The sequence below is a fragment of the Shinella sp. H4-D48 genome (genome assembly GCF_022637395.1).
Classification (GTDB): Bacteria; Pseudomonadota; Alphaproteobacteria; order Rhizobiales; family Rhizobiaceae; genus Shinella; species Shinella sedimenti.
This window is the reverse complement of sequence record NZ_CP093337.1, coordinates 2941881-2968659: the sequence shown is the minus strand read 5'-3', so window position 1 is coordinate 2968659 and position 26779 is coordinate 2941881. Positions and strand designations below refer to the sequence as shown.

Annotated in this window: 26 protein-coding genes and 1 other RNA gene; 20 read left to right on the top strand and 7 right to left on the bottom strand. The window is 63.2% G+C overall.

Annotated features, from left to right (window positions below):
- Positions 1–8 precede the first annotated feature (8 nt).
- Positions 9–860: a prephenate dehydratase gene (locus tag MNR02_RS14600; protein ID WP_241947279.1), complete on the top strand. Its 852-nt coding sequence runs from the start codon at positions 9–11 to the stop codon at positions 858–860.
- 70 nt (positions 861–930) lie between these two features.
- Positions 931–1167, top strand: coding sequence for a hypothetical protein (locus tag MNR02_RS14595; RefSeq protein WP_241600264.1), 237 nt, complete (start codon positions 931–933; stop codon positions 1165–1167).
- Here the strand turns inward: MNR02_RS14595 and nudC are convergent.
- Entirely contained in the window at positions 1164–2156 is a 993-nt protein-coding gene (nudC, locus tag MNR02_RS14590) for an NAD(+) diphosphatase (protein ID WP_241947278.1), read from the bottom strand. The genes MNR02_RS14595 and nudC overlap by 4 nt on opposite strands.
- A complete protein-coding gene (locus MNR02_RS14585; protein ID WP_241947277.1) occupies positions 2153–2563 on the bottom strand; it encodes an HIT domain-containing protein in 411 nt (136 codons plus the stop codon). The genes nudC and MNR02_RS14585 overlap by 4 nt, the downstream gene beginning before the upstream one ends.
- A 117-nt stretch (positions 2564–2680) precedes the next feature.
- Here MNR02_RS14585 and ffs point away from each other — a divergent pair.
- The 3 genes from ffs to MNR02_RS14570 all read left to right on the top strand — a co-directional run bounded on the left by ffs (position 2681) and on the right by MNR02_RS14570 (position 5052).
- An RNA gene (gene ffs / locus MNR02_RS14580) (signal recognition particle sRNA small type) lies at positions 2681–2778 on the top strand.
- Between the two features lie 44 nt (positions 2779–2822).
- Positions 2823–4703 (top strand): DNA polymerase III subunit gamma/tau, encoded by a 1881-nt coding sequence (locus MNR02_RS14575; RefSeq protein WP_241947276.1) that lies wholly within the window; start codon positions 2823–2825, stop codon positions 4701–4703.
- Between the two features lie 25 nt (positions 4704–4728).
- Positions 4729–5052 carry a YbaB/EbfC family nucleoid-associated protein gene (locus MNR02_RS14570; protein WP_241947275.1) on the top strand — a complete coding sequence of 108 codons (324 nt, stop codon included), beginning with the start codon at positions 4729–4731 and terminating at the stop codon, positions 5050–5052.
- 7 nt (positions 5053–5059) lie between these two features.
- Here the strand turns inward: MNR02_RS14570 and MNR02_RS14565 are convergent, their stop codons facing one another.
- Entirely contained in the window at positions 5060–5671 is a 612-nt protein-coding gene (locus MNR02_RS14565; protein ID WP_241948886.1) for an MOSC domain-containing protein, read from the bottom strand.
- A gap of 55 nt (positions 5672–5726) precedes the next feature.
- Here MNR02_RS14565 and recR point away from each other — a divergent pair, with 55 nt between their 5' ends.
- Both recR and MNR02_RS14555 read left to right on the top strand, forming a co-directional pair.
- Positions 5727–6332 carry a recombination mediator RecR gene (recR, locus tag MNR02_RS14560; RefSeq protein WP_241600276.1) on the top strand — a complete coding sequence of 202 codons (606 nt, stop codon included), beginning with the start codon at positions 5727–5729 and terminating at the stop codon, positions 6330–6332.
- Positions 6333–6343: 11 nt separating this feature from the next.
- Entirely contained in the window at positions 6344–7597 is a 1254-nt protein-coding gene (locus tag MNR02_RS14555; RefSeq protein ID WP_371746676.1) for a lytic murein transglycosylase, read from the top strand.
- A gap of 61 nt (positions 7598–7658) precedes the next feature.
- Here MNR02_RS14555 and MNR02_RS14550 read toward each other — a convergent pair whose 3' ends face one another.
- The gene (locus MNR02_RS14550) at positions 7659–9287 is read right to left on the bottom strand and encodes an MFS transporter (RefSeq protein WP_241947274.1); all 1629 of its coding nucleotides are present in this window, start codon (positions 9285–9287) and stop codon (positions 7659–7661) included.
- Positions 9288–9534: 247 nt separating this feature from the next.
- Here MNR02_RS14550 and rimP point away from each other — a divergent pair, with 247 nt between their 5' ends.
- The 12 genes from rimP (at position 9535) to MNR02_RS14490 (ending at position 23366) form a co-directional block, all read left to right on the top strand.
- Positions 9535–10152, top strand: coding sequence for a ribosome maturation factor RimP (rimP, locus tag MNR02_RS14545; protein ID WP_241947273.1), 618 nt, complete (start codon positions 9535–9537; stop codon positions 10150–10152).
- Positions 10153–10266: 114 nt separating this feature from the next.
- A complete protein-coding gene (nusA, locus tag MNR02_RS14540) occupies positions 10267–11868 on the top strand; it encodes a transcription termination factor NusA (protein ID WP_241600283.1) in 1602 nt (533 codons plus the stop codon).
- Positions 11869–11942: 74 nt separating this feature from the next.
- Positions 11943–12599, top strand: a complete 657-nt coding sequence (locus MNR02_RS14535; protein ID WP_241600285.1) for an RNA-binding protein — start codon at positions 11943–11945, stop codon at positions 12597–12599.
- A gap of 104 nt (positions 12600–12703) precedes the next feature.
- Complete coding sequence (infB, locus tag MNR02_RS14530) at positions 12704–15373, top strand: translation initiation factor IF-2 (RefSeq protein ID WP_241947272.1); 2670 nt, start codon at positions 12704–12706, stop codon at positions 15371–15373.
- Positions 15374–15445: 72 nt separating this feature from the next.
- Positions 15446–15856 (top strand): 30S ribosome-binding factor RbfA, encoded by a 411-nt coding sequence (gene rbfA, locus MNR02_RS14525; RefSeq protein ID WP_241600289.1) that lies wholly within the window; start codon positions 15446–15448, stop codon positions 15854–15856.
- A gap of 12 nt (positions 15857–15868) precedes the next feature.
- Positions 15869–16801, top strand: a complete 933-nt coding sequence (gene truB / locus MNR02_RS14520; RefSeq protein WP_241600291.1) for a tRNA pseudouridine(55) synthase TruB — start codon at positions 15869–15871, stop codon at positions 16799–16801.
- Between the two features lie 217 nt (positions 16802–17018).
- Positions 17019–18671 (top strand): sensor histidine kinase, encoded by a 1653-nt coding sequence (locus MNR02_RS14515; RefSeq protein ID WP_241600294.1) that lies wholly within the window; start codon positions 17019–17021, stop codon positions 18669–18671.
- 37 nt (positions 18672–18708) lie between these two features.
- On the top strand, positions 18709–19026 hold the full coding sequence (locus tag MNR02_RS14510) for an SH3 domain-containing protein (RefSeq protein ID WP_241947271.1): 318 nt from the start codon (positions 18709–18711) through the stop codon (positions 19024–19026).
- A 141-nt stretch (positions 19027–19167) separates the two neighbouring features.
- A complete protein-coding gene (gene rpsO / locus MNR02_RS14505) occupies positions 19168–19437 on the top strand; it encodes a 30S ribosomal protein S15 (RefSeq protein WP_134649621.1) in 270 nt (89 codons plus the stop codon).
- Positions 19438–19776: 339 nt separating this feature from the next.
- Positions 19777–21918 carry a polyribonucleotide nucleotidyltransferase gene (gene pnp, locus MNR02_RS14500; protein WP_241600298.1) on the top strand — a complete coding sequence of 714 codons (2142 nt, stop codon included), beginning with the start codon at positions 19777–19779 and terminating at the stop codon, positions 21916–21918.
- A 90-nt stretch (positions 21919–22008) separates the two neighbouring features.
- Entirely contained in the window at positions 22009–23025 is a 1017-nt protein-coding gene (locus tag MNR02_RS14495) for a class I SAM-dependent methyltransferase (protein WP_241947270.1), read from the top strand.
- Positions 23026–23138: 113 nt separating this feature from the next.
- Entirely contained in the window at positions 23139–23366 is a 228-nt protein-coding gene (locus MNR02_RS14490; protein ID WP_241600301.1) for a hypothetical protein, read from the top strand.
- Positions 23367–23414: 48 nt separating this feature from the next.
- Here the strand turns inward: MNR02_RS14490 and fabI are convergent, their stop codons facing one another.
- The 3 genes from fabI to fabA form a co-directional block, all read right to left on the bottom strand.
- Entirely contained in the window at positions 23415–24221 is an 807-nt protein-coding gene (fabI, locus tag MNR02_RS14485; RefSeq protein ID WP_241600303.1) for an enoyl-ACP reductase FabI, read from the bottom strand.
- A gap of 5 nt (positions 24222–24226) precedes the next feature.
- Positions 24227–25450 (bottom strand): beta-ketoacyl-ACP synthase I, encoded by a 1224-nt coding sequence (gene fabB, locus MNR02_RS14480; RefSeq protein ID WP_241600305.1) that lies wholly within the window; start codon positions 25448–25450, stop codon positions 24227–24229.
- Positions 25451–25525: 75 nt separating this feature from the next.
- On the bottom strand, positions 25526–26041 hold the full coding sequence (gene fabA / locus MNR02_RS14475; RefSeq protein WP_203317511.1) for a 3-hydroxyacyl-[acyl-carrier-protein] dehydratase FabA: 516 nt from the start codon (positions 26039–26041) through the stop codon (positions 25526–25528).
- Positions 26042–26356: 315 nt separating this feature from the next.
- Between fabA and irrA the strand changes: the two genes are divergently transcribed.
- Complete coding sequence (irrA, locus tag MNR02_RS14470; protein ID WP_241600307.1) at positions 26357–26776, top strand: iron response transcriptional regulator IrrA; 420 nt, start codon at positions 26357–26359, stop codon at positions 26774–26776.
- Positions 26777–26779: the final 3 nt, after the last annotated feature.

The window sequence follows — 26779 nt, the reverse complement described above, 5'->3', positions numbered from 1 at the left end:
TCCCAGCCATGACAATGAAGACAAACAGGATCGCCTTTCAGGGCGAGTACGGCGCCAATTCCGACATGGCGAGCCGGGACATGTTCCCCGACATGGATCCGTTACCGTGCCAGACCTTCGAGGACGCGTTCCTGGCCGTGGAGAATGGCGACGCCGACCTCGCGATGATCCCGATCGAGAACACGATCGCCGGTCGCGTTGCCGACATCCATCATCTCCTGCCGGAATCGCGCCTGCATATCGTCGGCGAGTATTTCATGCCGATCCGTTTCCAGCTCATGGTGCTGCCGGGTGTGACCAAGGAGGAGGTGCGCACGGTTCACAGCCATATCCATGCGCTGGGCCAGTGCCGCAAGATCGTGCGCCTCAACGGCTGGAAACCGGTGATCGCCGGCGATACGGCGGGCGCCGCAAAGCTCGTGTCGGAAACCGGCGACCGGTCCATGGCAGCGCTTGCGCCGCGCCTGGCGGCCGACCTCTACGGCCTGTCGATCATTGCCGAGAATGTCGAGGACACGGAGACCAACGTCACGCGCTTCGTGGTCCTTTCGCGGGAGGAGAAGCCCGCGGAACAGACGAGCGACGGCATCATCGTGACGACCTTCGTCTTCAACGTGCGCAACATACCGGCCGCGCTTTACAAGGCGCTCGGCGGCTTCGCGACGAACGGCATCAACATGACGAAACTCGAAAGCTACCAGATCGGCGGCAAATTCATCGCCACACAGTTCTACGCCGATATCGAGGGCCATCCGGATGAGGTGCATGTGCGTCAGGCGCTCGACGAACTGCGCTACTTCTCCGAAAAAGTACGCATTCTCGGCACCTATCGTGCCCATCCGATGCGAAGCGCCTTCTAGAATTGACGATCGTCAGGGAGCCCGGAACCGGGCTCCCGCAACGGCATTTCCATCCTGAAAGGAGATGCCCATGCGCACGATCACCTATATCACGATCATGGTTTCGATGATGGTAAATGCCGTCGTCTTCGGCGCCGGCACCATCGCCATCCTTGCGGTGCCGTCGCTTGCCGATCATGCCAAATACCTTCTGCCGGCCTGGATCGTCATCACGTTCATCGTCAGTCCCGTCATAGCCCGCCTCATGGCGCCGAGGCTGAGGTTGCGTGAACATCCCGGCGACCGGCCGACCTTCGGCTGGCGCTAGGCGAGCTTCCAGTCCAACCAGTCGCGCATCAGGCGATGCGCGATGGCGCCCTTCGGCGGCGGCGTGGTGGTGCCCGACGCAACGCTGGACGCTGCAACGCCCGACGTGGCGCTGCGCTCGATCATCGCCGCCGTCTCCTCGCGGGTGAACCAGCGGCAATCCTCGAGTTCCTGCTCGTCTCGACGGATATCGAAGGAGATCGCCTCGCCGTAGCAGCCGATCATCAGGGAATGCGGCATCGGCCAGGGCTGCGAGGCATGATAGCGCACGCGTCCGACCCTAATGCCTGCTTCCTCGAAGGTCTCGCGCCGCACCGTATGCTCGATCGTCTCGCCGGGCTCTAGGAAGCCGGCAAGGCAGGAATACACGCCCTCGGGGAAATGCGGCGAGCGGCCGAGCAGGCACAGATCCCGTTCCACATCGATGACCAGCATGATCGCGACCGGGTCCGTCCGGGGGAAGATGGTGTGACCGCAGGCCTCGCAGACCCGTCGGTAGCCGCCGATCTCAGAGCGGGTCGGCGAACCGCATTTGCCGCAGAAGCGATTGTTGGAATTCCAGGTCATCAGGCTGGAGGCCTGGGCGAACTGGCCGAGCAGGTCGTCGTCCAGCATCTGCTGGCGATAGAGCGTGCGGCCGTCCGTCGCCTTCAGTGGCTCTTGCAGGGTCTCGGGATCGGCGCGGACGGGAATGGCCAGCCGCGGCTCGCCGTTCTTGAGATAGCCGAGCAGGATCGCATCTTCCGGAACCGGATCGAGTTCGGCGAGCTCATAGGGCGCAAACAGCGGATCGATGATCTTCTCGTCATGCTTGACGACGAGCTTTCCACTGGCCAGCGCGAAGGCGTGAACGTTTTCCGCCTTGAAGGCCTGCTCCAGACAATCCGGCGCGCGATATTCCGAGCGGCGGTCGAGCGTGTTCTCCGCAAAGGCCACCATCGTGCTGGGTTCTGCATGCGGGCGATAGAGATCGAAAAGCGAAGGCTTCATGGGTTCAGCGCATCCAGGAGCTTGGCGGTGAATGCCTTGGCGTCCGCCTCCGCGCGCGGCACGGTCGTGCCGTGGCTCCAGACGGGACCGGGCCAGTTCGGATCACCTTCGGAGCGGGCGATGACATGCACATGAAGCTGGCGCACGATGTTACCCAGCGCGCCGGTATTGATCTTCGTTGCGCCGGTGACCTGTTTCAGCGCTTCTGCAACGAGTGTCGTCTCGAAGGTCAGCATGGTCTGGTCGAGCGGCGTAAGATCGAAAATCTCGCTGACATCCGGGCGCTGCGGCACAAGCACCAGCCAGGGCCAGCGGCCGTCCTTCATGAGGCGCAGCTCGCACAGGCCGATCTTCGTCAGAAGGTCGCTGTCGCGCTCCAGCCGTTCGTCGGTTCGAAAATCGCTCATCGGAACTCTCACGCATGCTTCTTGTTTGGTGATTCATGACACGCAGCGGATTTCCCTCCAACAGTTTTTTATCGGCTCCGCTTGCATTCGGTTGGAATATTGCCGATATGGAGGCCGGGAGGTTGGTGGTGGACGAGCCACTCGCCAACCGGGTCAGGTCCGGAAGGAAGCAGCCCTAACGAGCCCCGGCACGGGTCATCGTGCCAGCCTCCCACCTTTCCGTCCTGTCGGGACAGACGTTCGATTAACGGCAGGGTCGATGAGCGACGAAACGCAAAATCCGTCCACTGAAAAGCCCGCCGCGTATCGCGTGCTTGCGCGAAAATACCGGCCGAAGGACTTCTCCGACCTCATGGTCGGCCAGGAGCCGATGGTCCGTACGCTGACCAACGCCTTCGAGACGGGCCGCATCGCCCAGGCCTATATGCTGACGGGCGTGCGCGGGGTCGGCAAGACGACGACCGCCCGCATCCTTGCCCGCGCGCTGAACTACAAGACGGCTGACATAGACAAGCCGACGATTGACCTGCGCATCCCCGGCGAACATTGCCAGGCCATCATGGAAGGCCGGCATGTCGACGTCATCGAGATGGACGCCGCCTCCCATACCGGCATCGACGACATCAGGGAAATCATCGAGCAGGTTCGCTACCGCCCGGTCTCGGCGCGCTACAAGGTCTATATCATCGACGAAGTGCACATGCTCTCGACGCAGGCCTTCAACGGCCTGCTGAAGACGCTTGAGGAGCCGCCGGAGCATGTGAAGTTCATCTTCGCGACGACGGAAATCCGCAAGGTGCCGATCACCGTCCTGTCGCGCTGCCAGCGCTTCGACCTGCGCCGCATCGGCGCGTCCGATCTCGTCGGCCTGTTTACCACCATCCTGGGCAAGGAAGGCGTGGAATTCGAGCCGTATGCGCTCGCCATGGTCGCCCGTGCGGCCGAAGGCTCCGCGCGTGACGGCCTATCGCTGCTCGACCAGGCGATCGCCCATGGGGCGGGCCGCGTCGAGGTTGATGCCGTCCGCTCCATGCTCGGCCTTGCCGACCGTGCGCGCATTGTCGATCTCTTCGAACATATCGTGAAGGGCGATGCGGCGGCGGCGTTGGCTGAATTCGCCGCGCAGTACGAGGCGGGCGCCAGCCCCTCTGTGGTGCTGACCGACCTTGCCGATTTCACCCATCTCGTCACCCGCATGAAATATGTGCCCGATGCCACCGGCGACCAGTCGTTGAGCGAGATCGAGCGCGTGCGCGGCGTGGAATTCGCCAACTCCATCGCGGTCACCGCGCTGTCACGCATATGGCAGATGCTGCTGAAGGGCATTCCGGAAACGGAAGCCTCCAGCCGTCCGGCGGGTGCCGCCGAAATGGTCATCATCCGTCTTGCCCATGCCGCAAACCTTCCCTCGCCGGAAGATGCGGCACGGCGGCTTGCCGAGCTTTCCAACGGTGACGGCGGCGGCAACGGCGCACGTGCGCCGCAATCCGGCGGCTATGGCGGGCAACCGTCGGCGCAGGGCTCGGTGTCCGCGGTCTCGCGTCAGCCCGATGCGCCCATGCGGGCCCAGGCAGGCGGCGGAACCGTCACGATGCTGCGCCCGGTGCCGCAGACAGAATCCGCGCCACAGCCGGTCGGCCGCGTCGAGATGGCCCCGGCTGAGCAGCCGGCAGCGCTCCCCACGGTGCCGGTCAAGTCGATCTCCGATATCGCCGACCTCTGCACCAAGAACCGTGACATCAGGCTTCGCGCGCTGGTCCGCGCCTTCGTGCGCCCCGTGAGCGTGGAAGCGGGCAAGCTCGAAATCAGCCTGACAGAGGACGCGCCGAAATCGCTGGTCTCCGAACTGTCCAACCGTCTCCTGGAATGGACCGGCACGCGCTGGCTCGTCATCCTGTCGCGGGAGGCCGGTGGCCCGACGCTGGCCGAGGCCGAAACGATGGCGCAGGAAGCGCGCGTGGCCGATGCCCGGCAGGACCCGGATGTCGCCGCCATTCTTCAGCGCTTCCCCGGTGCGAAGATCACCGACGTGCGCATCAAGGTGGCGGAAACGGAAGACGAACCGGAGACCGTAGAGGCCGCGGCCGTCGCGGAATCCGCCGAGGGCGATATCCTGCCCGGCGACGATATTGAACATTAAAATAGAGAACCGAGAGGAGAGGCCGATGCGCGACATCATGGGCATGATGGGCAAGGTCAAGGAAATGCAGGCCAAGATGGAGAAGATGCAGGAGGAGATCGCCGCCCTCGAGGTGAACGGCACCTCCGGCGGAGGCCTCGTCTCGGTCACGCTCGACGGCAAGGGCAATCTCAAGGCGCTGAAGGTCGATCCGTCGCTCTTCAAGGAAGACGACGTCGAAATCCTCGAGGACCTGGTCGTGGCCGCCCACAAGGACGCCAAGGACAAGGCCGAGGCCGAAACCGCCGAGCGCACCAAGGCGCTGACCGCCGGCCTGCCGATCCCGCCCGGTTTCAAGCTGCCGTTCTGATCGTGCGTCAGCCGGTCAGTGCGGCACGCAGCTTGTCGCTGATCGGCGCCGCCAGATAGCGCAGCCGGTCCTCCTCGGAGAGGTTGCGCCCATAGGTACGCAGCAGTTCCGGCATGGTGACGGGCTCGCCGTCGAAGGGTGTATAGGTCACCGGACCTCCGGTCTGCAGCACGCCGTCCCGCACCACCCGGCAATAGAAGCCGGGGCGTCCCGCGCTCATGAAGCGCCGTGCGAAGCCGGGATCGCCCATACGGGCATTGAGGGTCGCGCAGGGCGTGCGCGTCGAGGTCACTTCCAGAAGCACGCTTTCCGTCTCGAAGCGATCGCCGACGCTGATGCTACGGCTGTCGATGCCTTCTATCACGATGTTTTCGCCGAAGGTGCCGGGCTCGATGGAGCGGCCGAGTTCCTTCGACCACCAGTCGAGATCGACCGAACCCAGGCCGTAGACCGCCTGTTCCGGGCCGCCGTGATGCTTTCGGTTGCAGATCGCGTCGCCGAGCAGGCCTTCGCGATCGACGACGATGGCCGCGTCGGTCGGCGTCTTGAAAATGCCGGTCTTGTAGCTTTTGCCGGGAACAGGACGGGCGACGCCCGTGCACACCGCGAGGATTTTGATCAAGCGTCGATCTCCAAAGATTCCGTTTCCCCGTGATATGGGCTAGATAGCGCCAATGGCAAAACGAGTCACCGGTCCCGAAATCGAAAAACTTATCCAGCTTCTGGCGAAGGTGCCGGGCCTCGGGCCGCGCTCGGCGCGCCGGGCGGCACTGCATCTCGTCAAGAAGAAGGACCAGCTTCTCGGGCCGCTCGCCGAGGCGATGGGCGAGGCGCATCGCAAGGTGCGCATCTGCTCGTGCTGCGGCAATGTCGATACCAGCGATCCCTGCACCGTCTGCACGGATGTGCGTCGGGATCATGGAATGATCATCGTGGTCGAGGACGTTTCCGACCTCTGGGCGCTGGAGCGCGCAGGCGCGATGAACGCGGCCTATCATGTTCTCGGCGGCACGTTGTCGCCGCTCGACGGCGTCGGCCCTGACGACCTCAACATCCGCGGCCTCGTCGACAGGGTGGCAAAGGGCGGCGTGCGCGAACTGATCATCGCCGTCAACGCCACGGTCGAGGGGCAGACCACAGCCCACTACATCACCGACCAGCTCGCCGGTCTCGACGTGAAGATCACGCGGCTTGCCCATGGCGTTCCGGTTGGCGGCGAACTCGATTATCTCGACGAAGGCACATTGACTGCGGCACTTCGTGCCCGCACGGCGATCTGAGGAGACCCATCTTGAGCATTCGCAAAGTCTTCAAGGCCTCAGTCGGCATCTTCCTGTTTTCGCTTGCTCTGGCACTGCCTGCAAAGGCCGCCTCCAAGGCCGAGGTTGAGAGAATGTTCCGGGCCTGGATCGACAAGGATCTGTGGCCGGCCGCGCAGAAAACCGGCGTTACCGAAAAGACCTTTCGTGCGGCGATGGACGGCGTGACCCTCAACTGGGACCTGCCCGATCTCGTGCCGCCGGGCTCCAAGCCGACGAAGCAGCAGGCGCAGAGCCAAGCGGAATTTTCCTCGCCCGGCGCCTATTTTTCCGAAAAGCGGTTGCAGGGGCTAGCGGCAACCGGGCGCGGGCTGGCGAAGACCCACGCGGCGACGCTGCGCAAGATCGAGCAGCGTTTCGGGGTGCCGGGCGAGATCGTCGTTGCGGTCTGGGGCCGCGAATCCGGCTTCGGCAGCGCGAAGATCCCCTATTCGGCCGTCGATGTCCTCGCAACCAAGGCCTTCATGTCGACGCGCAAGGACATGTTCCGCAAGGAATTGATCGCCGCACTTCACATCGTCGATGGAGGCGACCGCACGGTCGCGCAGCTAAAGGGCTCCTGGGCGGGGGCGCTCGGCCAGCCGCAGTTCATGCCCACCAGCTACCTGCAATATGCCGTCGATTTCGATGGCGACGGCGTGCGCGATATCTGGGGCTCGGTGCCCGACAGCCTCGCCTCGATCGCCAATTATCTCGCCAAGAAGGGCTGGCAGGCGGGACGAAGCTGGGGCTACGAGGTCTCCATCCCGTCGGGTGCGAGCTGCGCGCAGGAGGGGCCCGATCTCGCCAAGCCGATCTCGGCTTGGGCGGCCACCGGCATTACGCGCATTTCCGGCAAGGGCTTTCCCTCCGGTGAGGCTAAGGCATCAGGCATGATGCTCGTTCCGGCCGGCACGCATGGGCCGGAATTCATCGTCACGCCGAATTTCTATGTGCTCAAGGAATACAACAATTCCGACCTATACGCGCTCTTCATCGGTAACCTCGCCGACCGCATCGCCTATGGCAGCGGTTCGTTCCAGGGCCAGTGGGGCGATGTCGGAAAGATGCTGCGTTCGGATGTGCTGGCCATGCAGAAGGCGCTCGTCGCCAAGGGCTATGACGTCGGCAAGGTGGACGGCCTTCCCGGCTACAAGACACGCCGCTCGCTTGGCGACTGGCAGGCAAAAAACGGCCTCAAGCCGACCTGCTATCCCGATGCCTCGCTGAAGACCAAACTGCGCTAGAGCATTTCCAGCCGAAGCGAAATCGCTTCGGCGTCGGATAATGCGAGAAGAACCTCCAGCCTCAATGCATCTCGACATTCTGCTTGAAGCGCTCGTATTCGTGCGGAATGATCGTCTGGCGCTCGATCATGCGGTGGACGCGTGGGTCCTCCGCGCCGCGATGCAGCTGGCGTAACCGCTCGCCATTGGCGGCATCGGCATGGGTGCGGCGCTGGTTGTGGCGCACATATTCCACCCAGGTCGGAACGTGGTAGGTCTCCGTCCAGATCGTCGGGTTCTCAAGGTCGCGCATCAGCGCCCATTGCCCGGCCCCGTCGCGAATGCGGATGCGCCGCCGCTCGGTCATCGCCTCCAGGAACTGCGGAATGTCTTCCTCGGCGATCTCGTAGTCGATGAGGATGACGATGGGTCCGCTGCGTGGTTTCAGATCGAGCGGCAGATCCGGCTCGCTGAAGCGGTTCAGTGGATCGACATTGAGGCTTTGCAGTTCAGGCAGCGCAAAACGCAGGCCGATCGCCGCGCCGGCGATCATCGCGACGGCCGAGGCGAGCAGGGCCGCTTCCGCGCCATGGGTGTCGGCGGTGGTGCCCCAGATCCAGCTGCCGGCCGCGATGCCGCCGAAGGTCGTTGTCTGGTAGAGCGAAAGCGCACGCGCCACGACCCAGCGTGGCGTCGAAAGCTGAACCGTGGTGTTGAACAGCGAAAGCGCCAAGACCCATGACGCGCCGGACAGAAGCAGGACAGCGCCCGTCAGTAGCGCGGAGCCGCTGACGGCACAGACGGATGCGCTGATGGCAAAGCCTGCAAAGGCCATGCGGGCGATGGTTTCGCTCGCAAAGCGTTCCCGCAGGCGCGCGTTCATGAGGGCACCCGCGATGGCGCCAAGCCCGAAACAGCCGAGCAGGATGCCGAATGTCAGCGGTCCGCCCTTGACGAGGTCACGGGCGATAAGCGGCAGGAGCGACAGGATGGAGCTGGTGGCAAGGCCGAAGGTGAAGCCGCGCAGCAGAACCTTGCCGATATTCGGCGACATCGAGACATAGCGCAGGCCCGCCGAGACGGCCCGCCCGAAATCCTCGCGCGGCAGGGTGCGTGGCGATACGGCGGGCTTCCACCTGAACAGCGCGAAGAGAAGGGCGAAATAGCTGCAGGCATTGACGGCAAAGGCCGCCGCCGCGCCCGCCGCCGCGACGATGGCGCCGCCGATGGCAGGGCCGACGCTGCGGGTCAGGTTGAAGCCCATGCTGTTGAGCGATACGGCGGCCGGCAGGTCCTCGCGCGGCACCATGTCGCCGACGGATGCCTGCCAGGCCGGGTTGTTCAGGGCCGTGCCGCAGCCAATGAGAAAGGTGAAGGTCAAGAGCAGCCAGGGCGTGATCAGCCCCTGCCAGGCGAAGACCGTCAGCATGATGGAGACGGCCAGCATGAACGCCTGCGCCGTCAGCATCAGCTTGCGCCGGTCGAAATTGTCGGCCAGCGCGCCGGCGGCGACGGAGAACAGCATGATCGGCAGCGAGGTGGAGGCCTGCACCAGCGCGACCATGTTGGCGGAAGAGGAGATGGAGGCCATCATCCAGGCCGCGCCGACCGACTGGATGAGCCCGCCGAAGTTCGAAATCAGGCTCGCTGCCCAGATCACGCGAAACGTCTCATTTCGGAAAGGGGCGAGGGGGGATTTCCGGTCCGGCACGGTGGGGCACTCATTCTCGACGCAGCGTTGGCTAGCAATCTAGTCCATGCGACGAAAGCGGCAAGTCGATGGCCGGAAATAGCTCGCCCACAGGGCTTGCCCATCGTCCACCTTGCATTTGTGACGAAGCCGGTCTATATCCACCTCAAATTCTTGATCGTCAGATGAAGAGTGGGCCCGCGAGGACCCGCTCTTTTTTATTGCCCCGATCAGGCGCATGATAACGACCATCCCGGGAGGGCACGCCATGTCCGACACGACCCAGACGGAAAATGTGGCCATCGAGCCACGGCTGATCGTCGAAACCGGCCTCGATCGCCGCGTTGCCGAGATCATCGAGCCGACCATCGAGCAGATCGGCTACCAGCTGGTGCGCGTGCGCCTGTCGGCGCAGAACGGCGCGACCTTGCAGATCATGTGCGAGCGGCCGGACGGCACGATGACAGTCGAGGACTGTGAGCAGGTCTCCATGGCGGTCTCGCCGGTGCTCGATGTTGAGGACCCGATCGATAAGGCGTATCATCTTGAGGTATCGTCGCCCGGCATCGACCGGCCGATGGTCCGCAAGTCGGACTTCAAGCGCTGGACCGGGCAACTGCTGAAATGCGAGACTTCGATCCTGGTCGATGGCCGAAAGCGTTTCCGCGGCACGATTGTGGCCGCAGACGAGGATGGCTTCACGCTGGACCGTGACCAGCCCGCCGCAGGCGACGCGCCGACGGTCGTCATTCCCTTCACGGCGCTTGCCGAAGGCCGGCTGATCCTGACCGACGAGTTGATCCGCGATGCGCTGGCCGCCGACAAGAAGGCCAAGGCCGCGCAGGCCGCCAACCAGAACGACGAAGACGGCGGCGACGAAGAATAATGTGTGAGTGCGCTCCGGCCGATAGGCGGGGCGGAGAGGACGCAACCGGAGCGGTGTTCCGCTCTAGATAGGTCGGAGGCACAAGCCCCGGCCCGACCATGGAGACCTGAGACAATGGCAGTCAGTGCGAACCGGCTTGAGCTTCTGCAGATCGCGGATGCCGTGGCCCGTGAAAAGGTCATCGACCGCGAGATCGTGCTTGCCGCGATGGCCGACGCCATCCAGAAGGCAGCCCGCTCGCGTTACGGCACGGAATCCAATATCCGCGCCGATATCAATTCCAAGACTGGCGAAATCCGCCTCCAGCGTCTGCTTGAGGTCGTCGAGCACGCCGAGGACTACTCGACCCAGATCCCGCTGGAACTGGCCCGCGACCGCAACCCCGACGCCAAGCTCGGCGATTTCATCGCCGATCCGCTGCCGCCGATGGACTTCGGCCGTATCGCGGCGCAGTCTGCCAAGCAGGTCATCGTGCAGAAGGTGCGCGAAGCCGAGCGTGACCGCCAGTTCGACGAATACAAGGATCGCATCGGCGAGATCGTCAACGGCACGGTCAAGCGCGTCGAATACGGCAACGTCATCGTCGATCTCGGCCGTGGCGAAGGCATCATCCGCCGCGACGAGATGATCCCGCGCGAAAACATGCGCTACGGCGACCGTGTCCGCGCCTTCGTTTACGACGTGCGCCGCGAGCAGCGCGGCCCGCAGATCTTCCTGTCGCGTACCCATCCGCAGTTCATGGTGAAGCTCTTCACCATGGAAGTGCCGGAAATTTACGACGGCATCATCCAGATCAAGTCGGTTGCCCGCGACCCCGGTTCGCGCGCCAAGATCGCCGTCATCTCCAACGATTCGTCGATCGATCCGGTCGGCGCCTGCGTCGGTATGCGCGGTTCGCGCGTCCAGGCCGTCGTCGGCGAGTTGCAGGGCGAAAAGATCGATATCATTCCGTGGAGCCAGGATCCGGCTTCCTTCATCGTCAACGCCCTTCAGCCGGCGGAAGTCGCCAAGGTCGTTCTCGATGAGGATGCCGAGCGCATCGAAGTCGTCGTTCCCGACGAGCAGCTGTCGCTTGCCATCGGTCGCCGCGGCCAGAACGTTCGTCTTGCCTCGCAGCTGACCGGCTGGGACATCGACATCCTGACGGAAGCCGAAGAGTCCGAGCGTCGCCAGAAGGAATTCAACGAGCGCACCAACCTCTTCATGGACGCGCTCGACGTGGATGAAATGGTCGGCCAGGTTCTGGCCTCCGAAGGCTTTGCCGCCGTCGAGGAACTGGCTTACGTCGATCTCGACGAAATCGCCTCGATCGACGGTTTCGATGAAGACACTGCCCAGGAGCTCCAGACCCGCGCCCGCGAGCATCTCGACCGCCTCGAGGCCGAGATGGACGCCAAGCGCAAGGAACTCGGCGTTTCCGACGACCTGCGCCAGATCGACGGCATGACGAGCCAGATGCTCGTTGCGCTGGGCGAAGACGGCATCAAGACGATGGAAGACTTCGCCGGCTGCGCTGCAGACGACCTGGTCGGCTGGTCCGAGCGCAAGGACGGTGAGACGAAGAAGTTCGAGGGCCTGTTCTCGAAGTTCGAGGTTTCCCGCGCCGAGGCCGAAGCGATGATCGTTCAGGCGCGCCTTGCGGCCGGCTGGATCACGCAGGAGGACCTCGCCGTCGAGGAAGAGGAAGTCGTCGAAGGCGGTGAAGAGGACGCCTGATCGGCGTTCTCGATGTTGGCATGCCGCCCGCTGATTTTGCATAGCGGTTTGCGTTGACAAGAGCGGAAACCTATATGGGCAGGAAAGACGAGGACGGCGTGAACGACCGCATGTGCATCGTGACGCGCGAAAAGGGCGAGGCGGATGATCTGATCCGCTTTGTCCTGGGCCCGGACGGCAGCGTCGTCCCGGATCTCAAGCGTCAACTTCCCGGACGCGGATGCTGGGTAAAGGCGGAACGGGCGATCGTCGACAAGGCGGTCGCCAGAAAGCTTTTCGGGCGTGCGCTGAAGGCGGAGGCGAAGGCAGCACCGGAACTCGGCGCCGAGGTGGACAGGCTGATTGCGGCCCAACTCGGCGGCATGATGAACATGGCGCGCAAGGCCGGCCAGTTCATCACGGGCTCTTCCAAGGTCGATCAGGCGGTTCGGGCTTTGGCGGCTTTAGCCGTCTTCCATGCCACGGATGCGGCGGCGGACGGGGTGCGAAAGATTGACCAGGCGAGGAAGGCGGCAAGCTTCCTCACCGATGACGAAACGGAAATTCCCTCCTTCAAGCTCTTCTCAGAGAGCGAATTGGAGGGGGTTTTGGGCCAGAATGCGTTTATCCATGCCGCAGCGCTTGCAGGGCAGGCGGGTGAGGGTGTAGTGAAGCGCGCAATCATGCTCGAAAAATATCGGGGCGACAGCCTGATGATGGCAAAAGGTGGCGCTGGCCAGACAAACCAATGACGCGGTTACCGGCATCCGGCCGGCCGAATTCGCATTGGGTGAACACAATTGAACGACGGGGTCTGGTGATACGCATCCGGCCCTGATCTTAGGAACGGAACGGAATGACCGACAACGAAGACGACAAGACGATCAGTGTGGCTGGCAAGAAGACCCTGAGCCTGAAGCCCTCGGGGGTTCAGCAGGGAACCGTGCGCCAGGACATGGGTCGTGGCCGCACGAAGGCCGTCGTGGTCGAGACCCGCACCAAGCGCCATTTCAGCCGCCCGGGCGAAGACCGCCAGGCATCGGCGCCTGTCACGCCTGTGCAGCGCCAGCCCGAGCCGCAGCAGACGCGCCCCGCGCCGCAGCAGTCGCGGCCGGTCCATCAGCAGCCTTCGCGTTCGGCCGAGCAGAGCCGGCCGCGCGTTGGCGTCGTGCTGAACCAGCTTTCGCCCGATGAGGTCGAAGCCCGCCGCCGCGCACTTGCCGAAGCCCAGATCCGCGATGCCGCCGAAGCGCGCCAGCGCGCCGAGGATGAGGCTCGCCGCAAGGTCGAGGAAGAAGCCCGCCGCAAGGCTGAGGAAGAAGCCCGCATCCAGCGCGAGAAGGAAGAGGCCGAGCGCCGCGCCACCGAGGCCGCCGCACCCGCGCCGGCACCGCAAGCTGTCGAACCGCAGCCGGTCGCACGCGCCGCTGCCGCTCCTGCCGGCGTTGACACGCGTCCGCAGCCGGGCCGCACGCCCGTTGCTGCACCTGCGGCCGTTCCCGGCCGTGGCCGGCGCGATGCCGAAGAAGATGACGACAAGCGTCCACGTGGCGGCGTTCCCGCCAACCGTGGCGCCGTCAAGCGTCCCGAGCCGGCCAAGGCTCCGGCCCGTCCGAAGACCGACGATGGCCGCCGCCAGGGCAAGCTGACCCTGACCACCGCCTCGACGGACGAGGACGGCTCGCAGCGCGGCCGCTCGCTGTCGGCGATGCGTCGCCGACAGGAGAAGTTCAAGCGCAGCCAGATGCAGGAAACCCGCGAGAAGGTCATGCGCGAGGTCATTCTGCCGGAAACCATCACCATTCAGGAACTGTCGCAGCGCATGTCCGAACGCGCCGTCGACGTCATCAAGTACCTGATGAAGGAAGGCCAGATGATGAAGCCCGGCGATCTGATCGACGCCGACCTGGCAGAAATCATCGCGGGCGAATTCGGCCATACCGTCAAGCGCGTTTCGGAATCAGACGTTGAAGAAGGCATCTTCAACGTCACCGACGATGCCGGCGATATGGAAACCCGCCCGCCGATCGTGACCATCATGGGCCACGTCGACCACGGCAAGACCTCGCTGCTCGATGCCATTCGCCAGGCCAACACGGTCGCCGGCGAAGCTGGCGGCATCACGCAGCATATCGGCGCCTATCAGGTCGAGCACAACGGTCACAAGATCACCTTCATCGACACCCCCGGCCACGCCGCGTTCACCGCCATGCGTGCCCGTGGCGCGCAGGCGACGGATATCGCGATCCTCGTGGTCGCTGCCGACGACAGCGTGATGCCGCAGACGATCGAGTCCATCAACCACGCAAAGGCGGCCGGTGTGCCGATCATCGTGGCGATCAACAAGATCGACAAGCACGAAGCCGACCCGCAGAAGGTGCGCAACCAGCTCCTCCAGCACGAAGTCTTCGTCGAATCCATGGGCGGTGAAACGCTCGACGTGGAAGTGTCGGCCAAGAACCGCCTCAACCTCGATAAGCTGCTCGAAGCCGTCCTGCTGCAGGCCGAAATCCTCGACCTGAAGGCAAACCCGAACCGCACCGCAGAAGGTGTCGTCGTCGAAGCGCAGCTCGACCGCGGCCGCGGTGCCGTTGCCACCGTGCTGGTGCAGACCGGTACCCTGAAGCCCGGCCAGATTCTGGTTGCAGGCGATCAGTGGGGCCGCGTGCGTGCGCTCGTCAACGATAAGGGTGAGCACGTCAAGGAAGCCGGTCCGTCCATGCCGGTGGAAGTACTCGGTCTTTCCGGCACGCCGGCTGCCGGCGACAAGTTCGCCGTCGTCGAGAACGAAAGCCGTGCCCGCGAGATCTCGGAATACCGTCAGCGCCTCGCCCGCGAAAAGCAGGTAGCACGCCAGGCCGGTTCGCGCGGCTCGCTCGAGCAGATGATGAGCCAGCTGCAGAACACCGGCCTCAAGGAGTTCCCGCTGCTCATCAAGGGCGACGTGCAGGGCTCGATCGAAGCCATTGCAGGCGCGCTTGACAAGCTCGGTACAGACGAAGTCCGCGCCCGCATCGTTCATTCCGGTGCCGGTGGTATCACGGAGTCCGATATCTCGCTTGCCGAAGCCTCGAACGCAGCCATCATCGGCTTCAACGTTCGCGCCAACGCACAGGCTCGTACCGCCGCCGAGCGCGCCGGTCTCGAAATCCGCTACTACAACATCATTTACGATCTGGTGGATGATGTTAAGGCGGCCATGTCGGGCCTGCTCTCGCCGGAGCGCCGCGAAACCTTCCTCGGCAATGCCGAAATCCTCGAGGTGTTCAACATCACGAAGGTCGGCAAGGTCGCCGGTTGCCGCGTCATCGAAGGCAAGGTCGAGCGTGGCGCGGGCGTCCGTCTGGTGCGCGACAACGTCGTCATCCACGAAGGCAAGCTCAAGACCCTCAAGCGCTTCAAGGACGAAGTCGCCGAAGTGCCGATGGGCCAGGAATGCGGTATGGCCTTCGAGAACTACGAGGACATCCGCGCGGGCGACACGATCGAGTGCTTCCGCGTGGAGCACATCACCCGCACGCTGTAAGCGTCCGGCGATCCCAATATCGTGCGAGCGCCGGACCGTTTCGGCGCTCGTATTTTTTTGAAGGTAACGACCATGGCAAGAGCAACTACCTCCGCACCGTCGCAACGCATGCTGCGCGTCGGCGAGCAGGTGCGCGCGGCCCTGACCCAGGTTCTCCAGCGCGGCGAAGTGCGCGATCCACTGCTCGAAAAGACGGTGATCTCGATTTCCGAAGTCCGCATGTCGCCGGACCTGAAGCATGCGACGGCCTATGTCACGCCGCTGGGCGTCAAGGATCACGACACGGTCATCGAAGCGCTCAACCGCAATGCGAAGTTCATTCGTGGCCGTCTCGGTCCGCAGCTGCGTCAGATGAAATACATGCCGGACGTCCGCTTCCGCGACGATACGAGCTTCGACAATTACAAGAAGATCGATGAGCTCCTGCGCTCGCCCGAAGTGGCGCGCGACCTTTCCGCCGATAGCGGCGACGACGACAAGTAACCCAGGATAAAAATGTCCAAGCCCCGCAAACCCAAGGGCCGGCCGGTTTCCGGCTGGCTTATTCTCGACAAGCCTTTCGATTTCGGTTCGACCGAAGCCGTCGCCAAGATCAAGTGGCTTCTCAAGGCCCAGAAGGCCGGTCACGCCGGCACGCTAGATCCGCTCGCCTCCGGCATGCTGCCGATCGCGCTTGGCGATGCCACCAAGACCGTTCCCTATGTCATGGATGGCCGCAAGATCTACGAATTCACGGTGACCTGGGGTGAAGAGCGGACCACGGATGACCTCGAAGGCGAGGTGACGCAGAGTTCGGACAAGCGTCCGACGGCCGAAGAGATCAAGGCGATCCTCGGCGAGTACACCGGCACCATCCAGCAGATCCCGCCGCAGTTTTCCGCCATCAAGATCGACGGCGAGCGTGCCTATGACCTCGCCCGTGAAGGCGAGACAGTGGAAATCCCGTCACGCGAGGTGGAAATCCACCGCCTGACGCTGATCGCTTCGGACGAGGATACCGCCCGCTTCGAAGTAGAGTGCGGCAAGGGAACCTATGTTCGTGCGCTCGCCCGCGACTTCGGCCGCCAGCTCGGCTGTTACGGTCATATCTCGGCGCTGCGCCGCACTTTCGTCGCGCCCTTCGGCGAGGACGACATGGTTCCGCTCGCCGATCTGGTCGCACTGGAAAAGATCGAGGACGAGGCCGAACGCCTCGCGGCACTGGATGCGTTCCTGATCGATACGGGCGAGGCGCTCTCCAGCCTGCCGCAGATCGTCATAAACGATGACCAGGCCCATCGCCTGCGCATGGGCAATCCCATCATCCTTCGCGGTCGTGATGCGCCGGTTTCAGCGGACGAGGCCTATGCGACGGCGCGCGGCAAGCTGGTCGCTATCGGAGAGATCGGCGGCGGCGAGTTCCGCCCGAAGCGAGTCTTCCAAGGTTGATGATCGGGGGCGGAACCAACCGCCCCCGACTTGATTTCACCACAAGCAATGGGCTTTATGGGCCTGCAAGGTTCACTCCGGGGCGGGGTGGCGGTTTTTCCGCCGCTATCGCTCCTGAGGGAAGGGTGAAAAGGGCTGGCCGTTGACGATTGCGCCGACTGACAGATCAGTCTCTGCCGGAGACGCGGAGGCAAAACCTGCCGTCGAACGCAGGCGCATGCACTATCCGGTCGTCTTCTATCTCGTGTGCATGATCCTCGTCCTGATCGTGCCTGCCTTCCTGTTTTCCATTGTGGTGCTGAAGCGCACCAACGAAGCGCAGGAGCGGATTTTCGAATCGCTGCTGCGCACCTCCACGAGTGCCGTGAACCGCGCCGTCGAGCGCGAAATCTCCGGCATGTTCTCCACGCTGAACTTCCTGTCCACATCGGAAAGCCTGGTGCAGGGCGACTTTGCCGCGCTGCATGCGCAGGCCACCAAGACGCTCGAAGGCACGGATATCTATTTTCTGGTCATCGATCCGTCGATGAGACAACTGCTCAATACGCGCGTGCCATATGGCACGGCCCTTGGCACGGCGTCCGACCCGACTTCGGCGGGCCTTGCGCTGCAACGTGGCGAACGCATGGTCTCGGATATCTTCTTCGGCAGGACGGCGCAGCAGTGGGTGTTCAACGTCTATCAGCCCATGCAGCTTTCAAACGGCCGGCAGGTGCTCCTGACACTGACGAAGAACGCGGATGCGTTACGCCGTGCAGTCAACCCGGATGTTCTGTCGCCTGGCTGGAATGCCGCGGTAATCGACAGCACGGGCAGGGTGATCGCGTCGACCGACGATAAACAGAAGACCGGCACGGAATTTTTCCTGCGCGTGGTGCCGTCGCTGCGCCTCGGTGTCAGCACGATGCGGCAGGACGGCACGAATTATCAGGTCGTTACCGAGTTCTCGTCGCTGGCGGGATGGCGGATGATCGCCTGGGCGAAGTCCTCCGACGTGCAGGCGCCGGCTGTTTCCTCGTTCCGCTGGCTGGTCATCGGCGGCGTGGTCTTTGCGCTTCTGGCCGCGATCGGCGCCGTCGGTATCGCGCGGGTGCTGTCGCGCGACGTGCGGCTGCTTGCGCATGATGCCCGCAGGCTTGGCCATGGCGAGCGCGTCGCTCCAAGGCCCTATGCGATAACCGAGCTTGAGACGGTCTCGCGCGCGCTCGCCGAGGCGGCGGACGCACGGGTGAAGTCCGAAAACGAGGTGCGTTTCCTCATGCGGGAGGTCGCGCACCGCTCCAAGAACCAGCTTACCGTCATCCAGGCCATGCTGAACCAGTCGGCGGCCGGTGCCGAGAACGCCGCCGATTTCGCCGAAACCTTCCGCAAGCGCGTGGCGGGCCTCGCACGCTCGACCGATCTGATGATCGCCAATGCCTCTGACGGCATCAACCTGATGGAGCTTGCGAAAAACCAGTTGAAGCCGTTCACGCCCGACGATGCATCGCGCGTTCTCATCAAAGGCCCAGCCGTTCTGCTCGATCCGCAGGCCTCGCAGACGCTGGGAATGGCGCTGCACGAGCTTTCCACCAATGCGACGAAATACGGGGCGCTCGCAAACGAGAAGGGTATCGTCTCGCTGAGTTGGGTGGCGAAGGGCGAGGATCTCAATCTCGTGTGGCGCGAAAGCAAGGCGTCGATCGACCGCGAGGCCATCGCCGGCAGCCGAAAGGGCTTCGGCAGCGTTGTGCTGGAACGCATGCTCGGCATGGCGCTCGATGCCAAGCTGGACTTCATCGTGCATGATGACGGCATAGAATGGCGCGTCACCATCCCGCTCCTGCGGCTGCGCGATGAAGAAGCACATAACGCGCGCCACAATTCATGATAGAAGTGGGGCTCCTTCTCATGCTTGGGGCTATGCTATGAGGTTTCTTCTGCGTGCGGCGGCTCTTGCCGGCCTCTTTATCGTCTCGCCGGCGCTTGCCGGAGAGTGCTTGGTTGATGATCCCACGGGCACGCCGCTCAACGTGCGCGCCGAGCCGAACGGCCAGGTTCTCACGACGCTTCAAAACGGCACCGGCGTTGCCGTTCTGGACGAGCGCAGGCTCGGTACGAAACACTGGTTGCTGGTTTCGGTGCGGGGCCGGCAGCTCGGATGGATCTTTGCAGCCTATGTTGTTTGCCCGGCAACGAGCGACGCAGTGAAGGCTGCGCCCGGCCTGCCGGCGACGCAGCGGTAGAACGGGCCTTCCCTTTCACAAGCGAATGGTTTATAGGCACCGCCAGCAATGTGGGCTCTTGCCCCTTGCCTTCACGGCCATCGCTGGACGACATCCCGGCTTTTGGCGACTTCTGGTTCTCCATTCATGAAAGGACATACGATGTCGATCACTGCTGAGCGCAAGGCTGCGCTGATCAAGGAATACGCAACGGTCGAAGGCGACACCGGTTCGCCGGAAGTCCAGGTTGCGATCCTGACCGAGCGCATCAACAACCTGACGGAACACTTCAAGGGTCACAAGAAGGACAACCACTCCCGTCGTGGCCTTCTGACGATGGTGTCCAGCCGCCGCTCGCTTCTTGACTACCTCAAGAAGAAGGACGAATCCCGTTACAGCAAGCTGATTGCTGCTCTGGGCATTCGCCGCTAAGCAATTTCGGCGGGCGTTCTCACGAGCGCCCGCCGCACTCTTTCGCGGACGAAAATTCCGCCGTACCGTTTCGCCAGTGCCGGTTGAGGCCGCCTCGCGAAATGGAATTATCCAGCAGGCCGGATGGGCCGGACCTGCGGAACCAACCGATGACCTGTCATGGGGCAGGATTGCAGGATGCTTCCCTGAGGAGCAATTCCAGAACGGTCTTCCGTCCGGAATTGCAACAGCCAGAAAAGAAGCCTCCCGTTGTCTTGCCCATGATGCGTCATGAAGCGGATAGACCACCTGCGCCTTTTCGGGCGGCGGTGCGCGTATCCGCCTTACGAAGGACAAGACATGTTCGATACCCATACGGTTGAAATCGAATGGGCGGGCCGTCCGCTCAAGCTGGAAACCGGCAAGATCGCCCGCCAGGCTGACGGTGCGGTTCTTGCCACCTACGGCGAGACCGTGGTTCTCGCCACTGTCGTTTCGGCCAAGGCGCCAAAGCCGGGTCAGGATTTCTTCCCGCTCACCGTCAACTACCAGGAAAAAACCTACGCCGCCGGCAAGATCCCGGGTGGCTACTTCAAGCGCGAAGGCCGTCCTTCGGAAAAGGAAACGCTGGTTTCCCGCCTGATCGACCGTCCTATCCGCCCGCTCTTCCCGGAAGGCTACAAGAACGACACGCAGGTCGTCGTCACCGTCGTCCAGCATGACCTCGAAAACGATCCCGACGTTCTGTCGATGGTTGCCGCTTCCGCAGCGCTCACGATCTCCGGCGTTCCCTTCATGGGCCCGGTCGGTGCAGCGCGCGTCGGCTACATCAACGGCGAATACGTCCTGAACCCGCATCTCGACGAGATGGACGAGTCGGTTCTCGATCTCGTCGTCGCCGGCACGCAGGACGCCGTCCTGATGGTGGAATCCGAAGCCAAGGAACTGAACGAAGACGTCATGCTCGGCGCCGTCATGTTCGGCCACAAGGGCTTCCAGCCGGTCATCGACGCGATCATCAAGCTCGCCGAAGTGGCTGCCAAGGAACCGCGCGACTTCCAGCCGGAAGACTATTCCGAGCTCGAAGCCGAAATGCTCGGCATCGCGGAAACCGAGCTGCGCGCCGCCTACAAGATCACGCAGAAGGCTGACCGTTACGCCGCCGTCGACGCCGTCAAGGCCAAGGTGAAGGCACACTTCCTGCCCGAGGGCGTCGAGCCGAAGTACTCCGCCGAAGTCATCGGCTCCGTCTTCAAGCACCTTCAGGCGAAGATCGTTCGCTGGAACATCCTCGACACCAAGAGCCGTATCGACGGCCGCGATCTCGAAACCGTTCGCGCCATCGTCTCGGAAGTCGGCATCCTGCCGCGCACGCACGGCTCGGCTCTCTTCACCCGCGGTGAAACCCAGGCCGTGGTCGTTGCCACGCTCGGCACCGGCGAAGACGAGCAGTATGTCGACAGCCTGACGGGCATGTACAAGGAACGCTTCCTGCTGCATTACAACTTCCCGCCCTACTCGGTCGGTGAAACGGGCCGCATGGGCTCCCCGGGCCGCCGCGAAATCGGCCATGGCAAGCTCGCATGGCGCGCTATCCGCCCGATGCTGCCGACGGCGGAACAGTTCCCCTACACGCTGCGCGTCGTTTCCGAGATCACCGAGTCGAACGGCTCGTCCTCGATGGCCACCGTCTGCGGTACCTCGCTCGCTCTCATGGACGCCGGTGTTCCGCTGGCCAAGCCCGTTGCCGGTATCGCCATGGGCCTGATCCTCGAAGGTGACCGTTTCGCGGTTCTCTCCGACATTCTCGGCGACGAAGACCACCTCGGTGACATGGACTTCAAGGTCGCCGGCACCGCCGACGGCATTACCTCGCTGCAGATGGACATCAAGATCGCCGGTATCACCGAAGAGATCATGAAGGTCGCGCTCAGCCAGGCCCAGGGCGGCCGCAAGCACATCCTCGGCGAAATGGCCAATGCCATCTCCGAAGGTCGCTCGCAGCTCGGCGAATTCGCACCGCGCATCGAAGTCATGAACATCCCGGTCGACAAGATCCGTGAAGTCATCGGCACGGGCGGCAAGGTCATCCGCGAAATCGTCGAAAAGACCGGCGCCAAGATCAACATCGAAGACGACGGCACGATCAAGATCGCATCGTCCTCCGGCAAGGAGATCGAAGCGGCCCGCAAGTGGATCCACTCGATCGTCGCTGAACCGGAAGTCGGCATGATCTACGAAGGCACGGTCGTCAAGACCGCCGACTTCGGCGCCTTCGTCAACTTCTTTGGCCCGCGCGATGGCCTCGTGCACATCTCGCAGCTCGCTTCCGAGCGTGTCGCCAAGACCTCCGACGTCGTCAAGGAAGGCGACAAGGTCTGGGTCAAGCTGATGGGCTTCGATGAGCGCGGCAAGGTTCGCCTTTCGATGAAGGTCGTCGACCAGGCAACAGGCAAGGAAATCGTTGCCGAGAAAAAGGCCGACGGCGAAGCCGCCGAGTAATCGGACCCTCTACCTTTTGGAAGGGGCGCGGAGCGGCATGTTCCGCGCCCTTTCTTTTGAACGTCTGAAACCCCACCCTGTGAGCCGACCATGACCCGCGATGCCCTGAAGACCCTGTTCCATCCCTTTGCCTCCGGCACGCTCGGCATGCCCGGCGAGGGCGAACGCTACCTCTTCCTCGGCGCGGAAGCCGGCCAGCGCCCGCCGGAAGGCTTCCCCGCGACGCTGGACGCCGTGCAGCCGCTGCGCTCGCTCTATCGCGGCCTTGAGGCCGTGCGTCAGCCGGTGAAGGCGATCATCGATGGTGAGGATTTCGACGGCGCGTTCATCCTCATGAACAAGCACAAGGGTGAAAACGAGAACCGCATTGCAGAAGCCCTTCGGCGCGTTCGCACGGGCGGCCTGATCGTGGTGGCGGGCAGCAAGGAAGACGGCGTGCAGTCCATGCGCAAGCGTCTCGACCAGCTCGGCCTGACCGGCGATTCCATGCCGAAGTACCATGGCCTCGCCATCTGGTTTGCCCGTCCGGAAGATCCGGCGGAGGCCATTGCCAAGCTGGCGGCCAAGCCGGTGCGCGTCGACGGCCGCTTCACTGCGGCGCCCGGCATGTTCTCGCATGACCGCATCGACGACGGTTCCGAGCTGCTTGCGAGCCGCATTCCCGAAGACTTCAACGGCCATGCCGCCGATTTCGGCGCCGGCTGGGGTTACCTCTCCGTCATGCTCGGCGATCGCGCGCCGCAGGCGAAGGGCGTCGACCTTTTCGAGGCGCATTACGAGGCGCTGGAAGCGGCCAAAGAGAACATGGTGGAGAACTGCCCGAACGTTCCCGCGCGCTTCTACTGGTTCGACCTGACGGCCGAAACGCCGCGCGATCACTACGACCTCATCGTCATGAACCCGCCCTTCCACGAAGGTCATGCCGCAGACCACTCGCTTGGTGCTGGCATGATCCGAATGGCTGCAAAGTCCTTGAAGATCGGCGGCCGCCTGCTGATGGTCGCCAATCGCGGCCTGCCCTACGAGCCGGTGCTCAAGGAAGCGTTCAAGGAAAGCGGCGAAGTGTGCCGCAACGCCCGCTTCAAGGTCCTCTTCGGCCGGCGCTGAGATCCAGGGGTTGACCGGCGTCAGCTTCCGCTGGCGCTGATTGCCGCAGCCGATTGCCATTTTCCTGAAACGGGTCCACCATGATGGAACCGCACCCGTTCAGGAGACCCGCAATGGCTTTTGGACCTACAAGACCGCCGATGATGGAAGATGTAGCGGAAGTCATCGCCAAGGACGTGAAGCAGGGGGAGGGGCATACGCCGCCTTCCGAATCGCCGCTCGCTTTCTTGAGGCGAGGGGCAGATGGCAAGCCGATCGAAATGAACAGCCGCGTGCGCATGATGCTGCTTGGCATCCTGGTCGCGATGATCCTTCTCGTAAGTGCCCTCTTAGTGCTCTGATCGATCAAAGAGAAACGGCGCGAAGTGTGAAGCTTCGCGCCGTTTTCGTTACTCGCTGTCGGCCTTGGCCAGACGCTCCAGCGTTGGCATGGAGGTGATATTGTAGCCGGAATCCACATAGTGGATTTCGCCGGTCACGCCGCTCGACAGGTCAGAGAGAAGGTAAAGCGCCGAATTGCCGACATCCTCGATGGTGACGGTGCGGCGCAAGGGAGCGTTCTTCTGCTGCCAGGAGAGCATGGCGCGCGCGTCCGAGATACCGGCACCCGCCAGGGTACGGATCGGGCCGGCCGAGATCGCGTTGACGCGAATACCCTGCGGACCATAGTCGCCGGCGAGATAGCGCACGGAGGCCTCAAGCGCCGCCTTTGCAACGCCCATGACGTTGTAGTTCGGCATGACGCGGGTGGAGCCGCCATAGGTCAGCGTCAGCATCGAGCCGCCGTCCGTCATGAGGCCGGCCGCACGCTTGGCGATTTCGGTGAAGGAGAAGCAGGAGATCACCATCGTGCGCGAGAAGTTTTCGCGCGTGGTGTTCGCATAGAGGCCCTTTAGCTCGTTCTTGTCGGAAAAGCCGATGGCGTGCACCACGAAGTCGAGCTTGCCCCACTTTTCCTTGATGGCCTCGATCGTGGAGTCGACCGATGCGATGTCCTCGACATCGCAGGGAATGACGAAATCGGAGCCCAGCTCGGCGGCCAGTGGCTTCACGCGCTTGCCGAGCGCCTCACCCTGATATGTGAAGGCGAGTTCCGCGCCTTGTTGGGCGAGCTTCTGTGCGATGCCCCATGCGATGGAGTGATTGTTCGCGACCCCCATGATGAGGCCGCGCTTGCCGTTCATGATCCCCGTCATGCCTGTCATCCGTTGTGGCGCTGGAAGACCAGCGTGGCGTTCGTGCCGCCGAAACCGAAGGAATTGGAAAGAACCGTATCGATCTTCGCATTGTCGATGCGCTTGCGCACGATCGGAACGCCATCGAATTCAGGATCAAGCTCGGTGATATGCGCGCTTTCGCCGATGAAGCCGGCCTGCATCATAAGGAGGCCGTAGATCGATTCCTGCACGCCGGCGGCGCCGAGCGAGTGACCGGTCAGCGACTTGGTCGACTGGATGTGCGGAATCTTGTCGCCGAAGACTTCACGGATCGCGCCGATCTCCTTGGAATCGCCAACGGGCGTCGAGGTGCCGTGCGTATTGATGTAGTCGACATCCCCCTTCACGGTGGCGAGTGCCTGGCGCATGCAGCGCACAGCACCTTCACCCGACGGGGCGACCATGTCGTAGCCGTCGGACGTGGCGCCATAGCCGGTGATCTCGGCATAGATCTTCGCGCCGCGCGCCTTGGCATGTTCCAGTTCCTCGAGAACCAGAACGCCGGCACCGCCGGCGATGACGAAGCCGTCACGGGTCGCGTCATAGGCGCGCGATGCCGTGGCAGGCGTGTCGTTGTATTTGGAAGACATGGCGCCCATGGCGTCGAACAGATTCGACATCGTCCAGTCGAGATCTTCGTGGCCGCCGGCGAACATGAGGTCCTGCTTGCCCCACTGGATCATCTCGGCGGCATTGCCGATGCAATGCGCTGAGGTCGAGCAGGCCGACGAGATCGAGTAGTTGACACCGTGGATCTTGAACCAGGTGGCGAGCGTGGCGGATGCCGTGGACGACATAGCCTTCGGCACGGCAAAGGGGCCGATGCGCTTGGGCGAGTTGTTCTTGAGCGTGATCTCAGCGGCTTCGATCAGCGTGCGGGTGGACGGACCACCCGAACCCATGATGATGCCGGCGCGCGGATTGGCGGCATAGTCGGCCTCTTCCAGGCCGGCATCGGCAATCGCCTGCTTCATCGCGACATGGTTCCACGCGCCGCCCTGGGACAGGAAGCGGGCGGCACGGCGATCGACGAGTTCCGTGGTGTCGATATCCGGCGAACCCCAGACCTGGCACTTGAAGCCATGGTCGGCGAAATCCTGCGAGAAGCTGATGCCCGAACGCGCGTCGCGCAGCGACGCCGTCACCTCATCAGCATTGTTCCCGATCGAGGATACAATCCCCAAGCCCGTGACAACTACCCGTCTCATTTTCCTGACCTTTTCTAGAACATCTCATGGTGAGGGCGAATGCCGCCCTCAGGCTGCCGGTGGCTGGCGCCGCCCTTAAGCTTCCTTGTCCTTCGACAGGCCGACGCGAAGATCGCTCGCCTGATAGATGGTTTCGCCATCGGCCTTCAGCCAGCCGTCCGCCGTGCCGAGCACGAGGCGGCCGCGCATCACGCGCTTGAAGTCGATGCCGTATTCGAGAAGCTTCGTGTCGGGACGAACCATGCCCTTGAACTTCACTTCGCCGGTGGACAGCGCCATGCCGCGGCCGGGCTCACCGAGCCAGCCGAGGAAAAAGCCGGTCAGCTGCCACATACCGTCGAGGCCAAGGCAGCCCGGCATGATCGGGTTGCCCTGGAAGTGACAGGGGAAGTACCAGTCGTCCGGCTTCACATCGTACTCGGCGCGGATATAGCCCTTGTCGAAGGCGCCGCCGGTTTCGGAAATATCGGTGATGCGGTGGACCATCAGCATAGGCGGCAGAGGAAGCTGCGCGTTGCCGGGGCCGAAAAGCTCGCCGCGGCCGCAGGCCAGAATTTCCTCGTAGTTGTAGCTGGATTGCCTGGTCGTCATCGAATGTCTCATCCCCGGTCTTGAGCGACGCTTGGTTCGCATAGATTTGGTGGAGGCAGGGCGCGGATTGAAGCGCACCGAATCTCCTCGTCTTCTCGCCGCGCCCTGTCCGGGCGAGACGTTCTTTCCGCTGTCCGCATACATGATGCTCGCCATGACAGCCAGTGCAAAGTACAGAACGGCGGGTGGGAGCCCGGTTTTTCCGCATGTTGCGCGCTTTGAAGCGGACGCAATCCTATTGAATACCGCTCCAGCAAAAGTTATATCGAAAGTTCAGGATTAGAGTTCAAGGCCAGACAAGCGGATACGTCGATCATGACGCATGCACATGAGATGCCCATCGAAGAGCGCCTGCGCCATTGCGGCCTGCGCCCGACGCGCCAGCGTGTGGCCCTTGCCGACCTGCTTTTCGCCAAGGGCGACCGCCACCTGACGGTTGAAGAGCTGCACGAGGAAGCCGTCACCGCCGGCGTTCCGGTCTCGCTGGCCACCGTCTACAACACGCTGCACCAGTTCACCGAAGCGGGCATGATCCGCGTGCTGGCGGTGGAAAGCTCGAAGACCTATTTCGATACCAACGTCTCCGATCACCATCACTTTTTCGTTGAAGGTGAAAACCACGTCCTCGATATTCCCATAAGCAATATCGAGATCGGCAACCTGCCCGAGCCGCCGGAAGGCATGGAAATCGCGCATGTCGACGTGATTATCCGCCTGCGTCCGCGAAAGGGCTGAAAT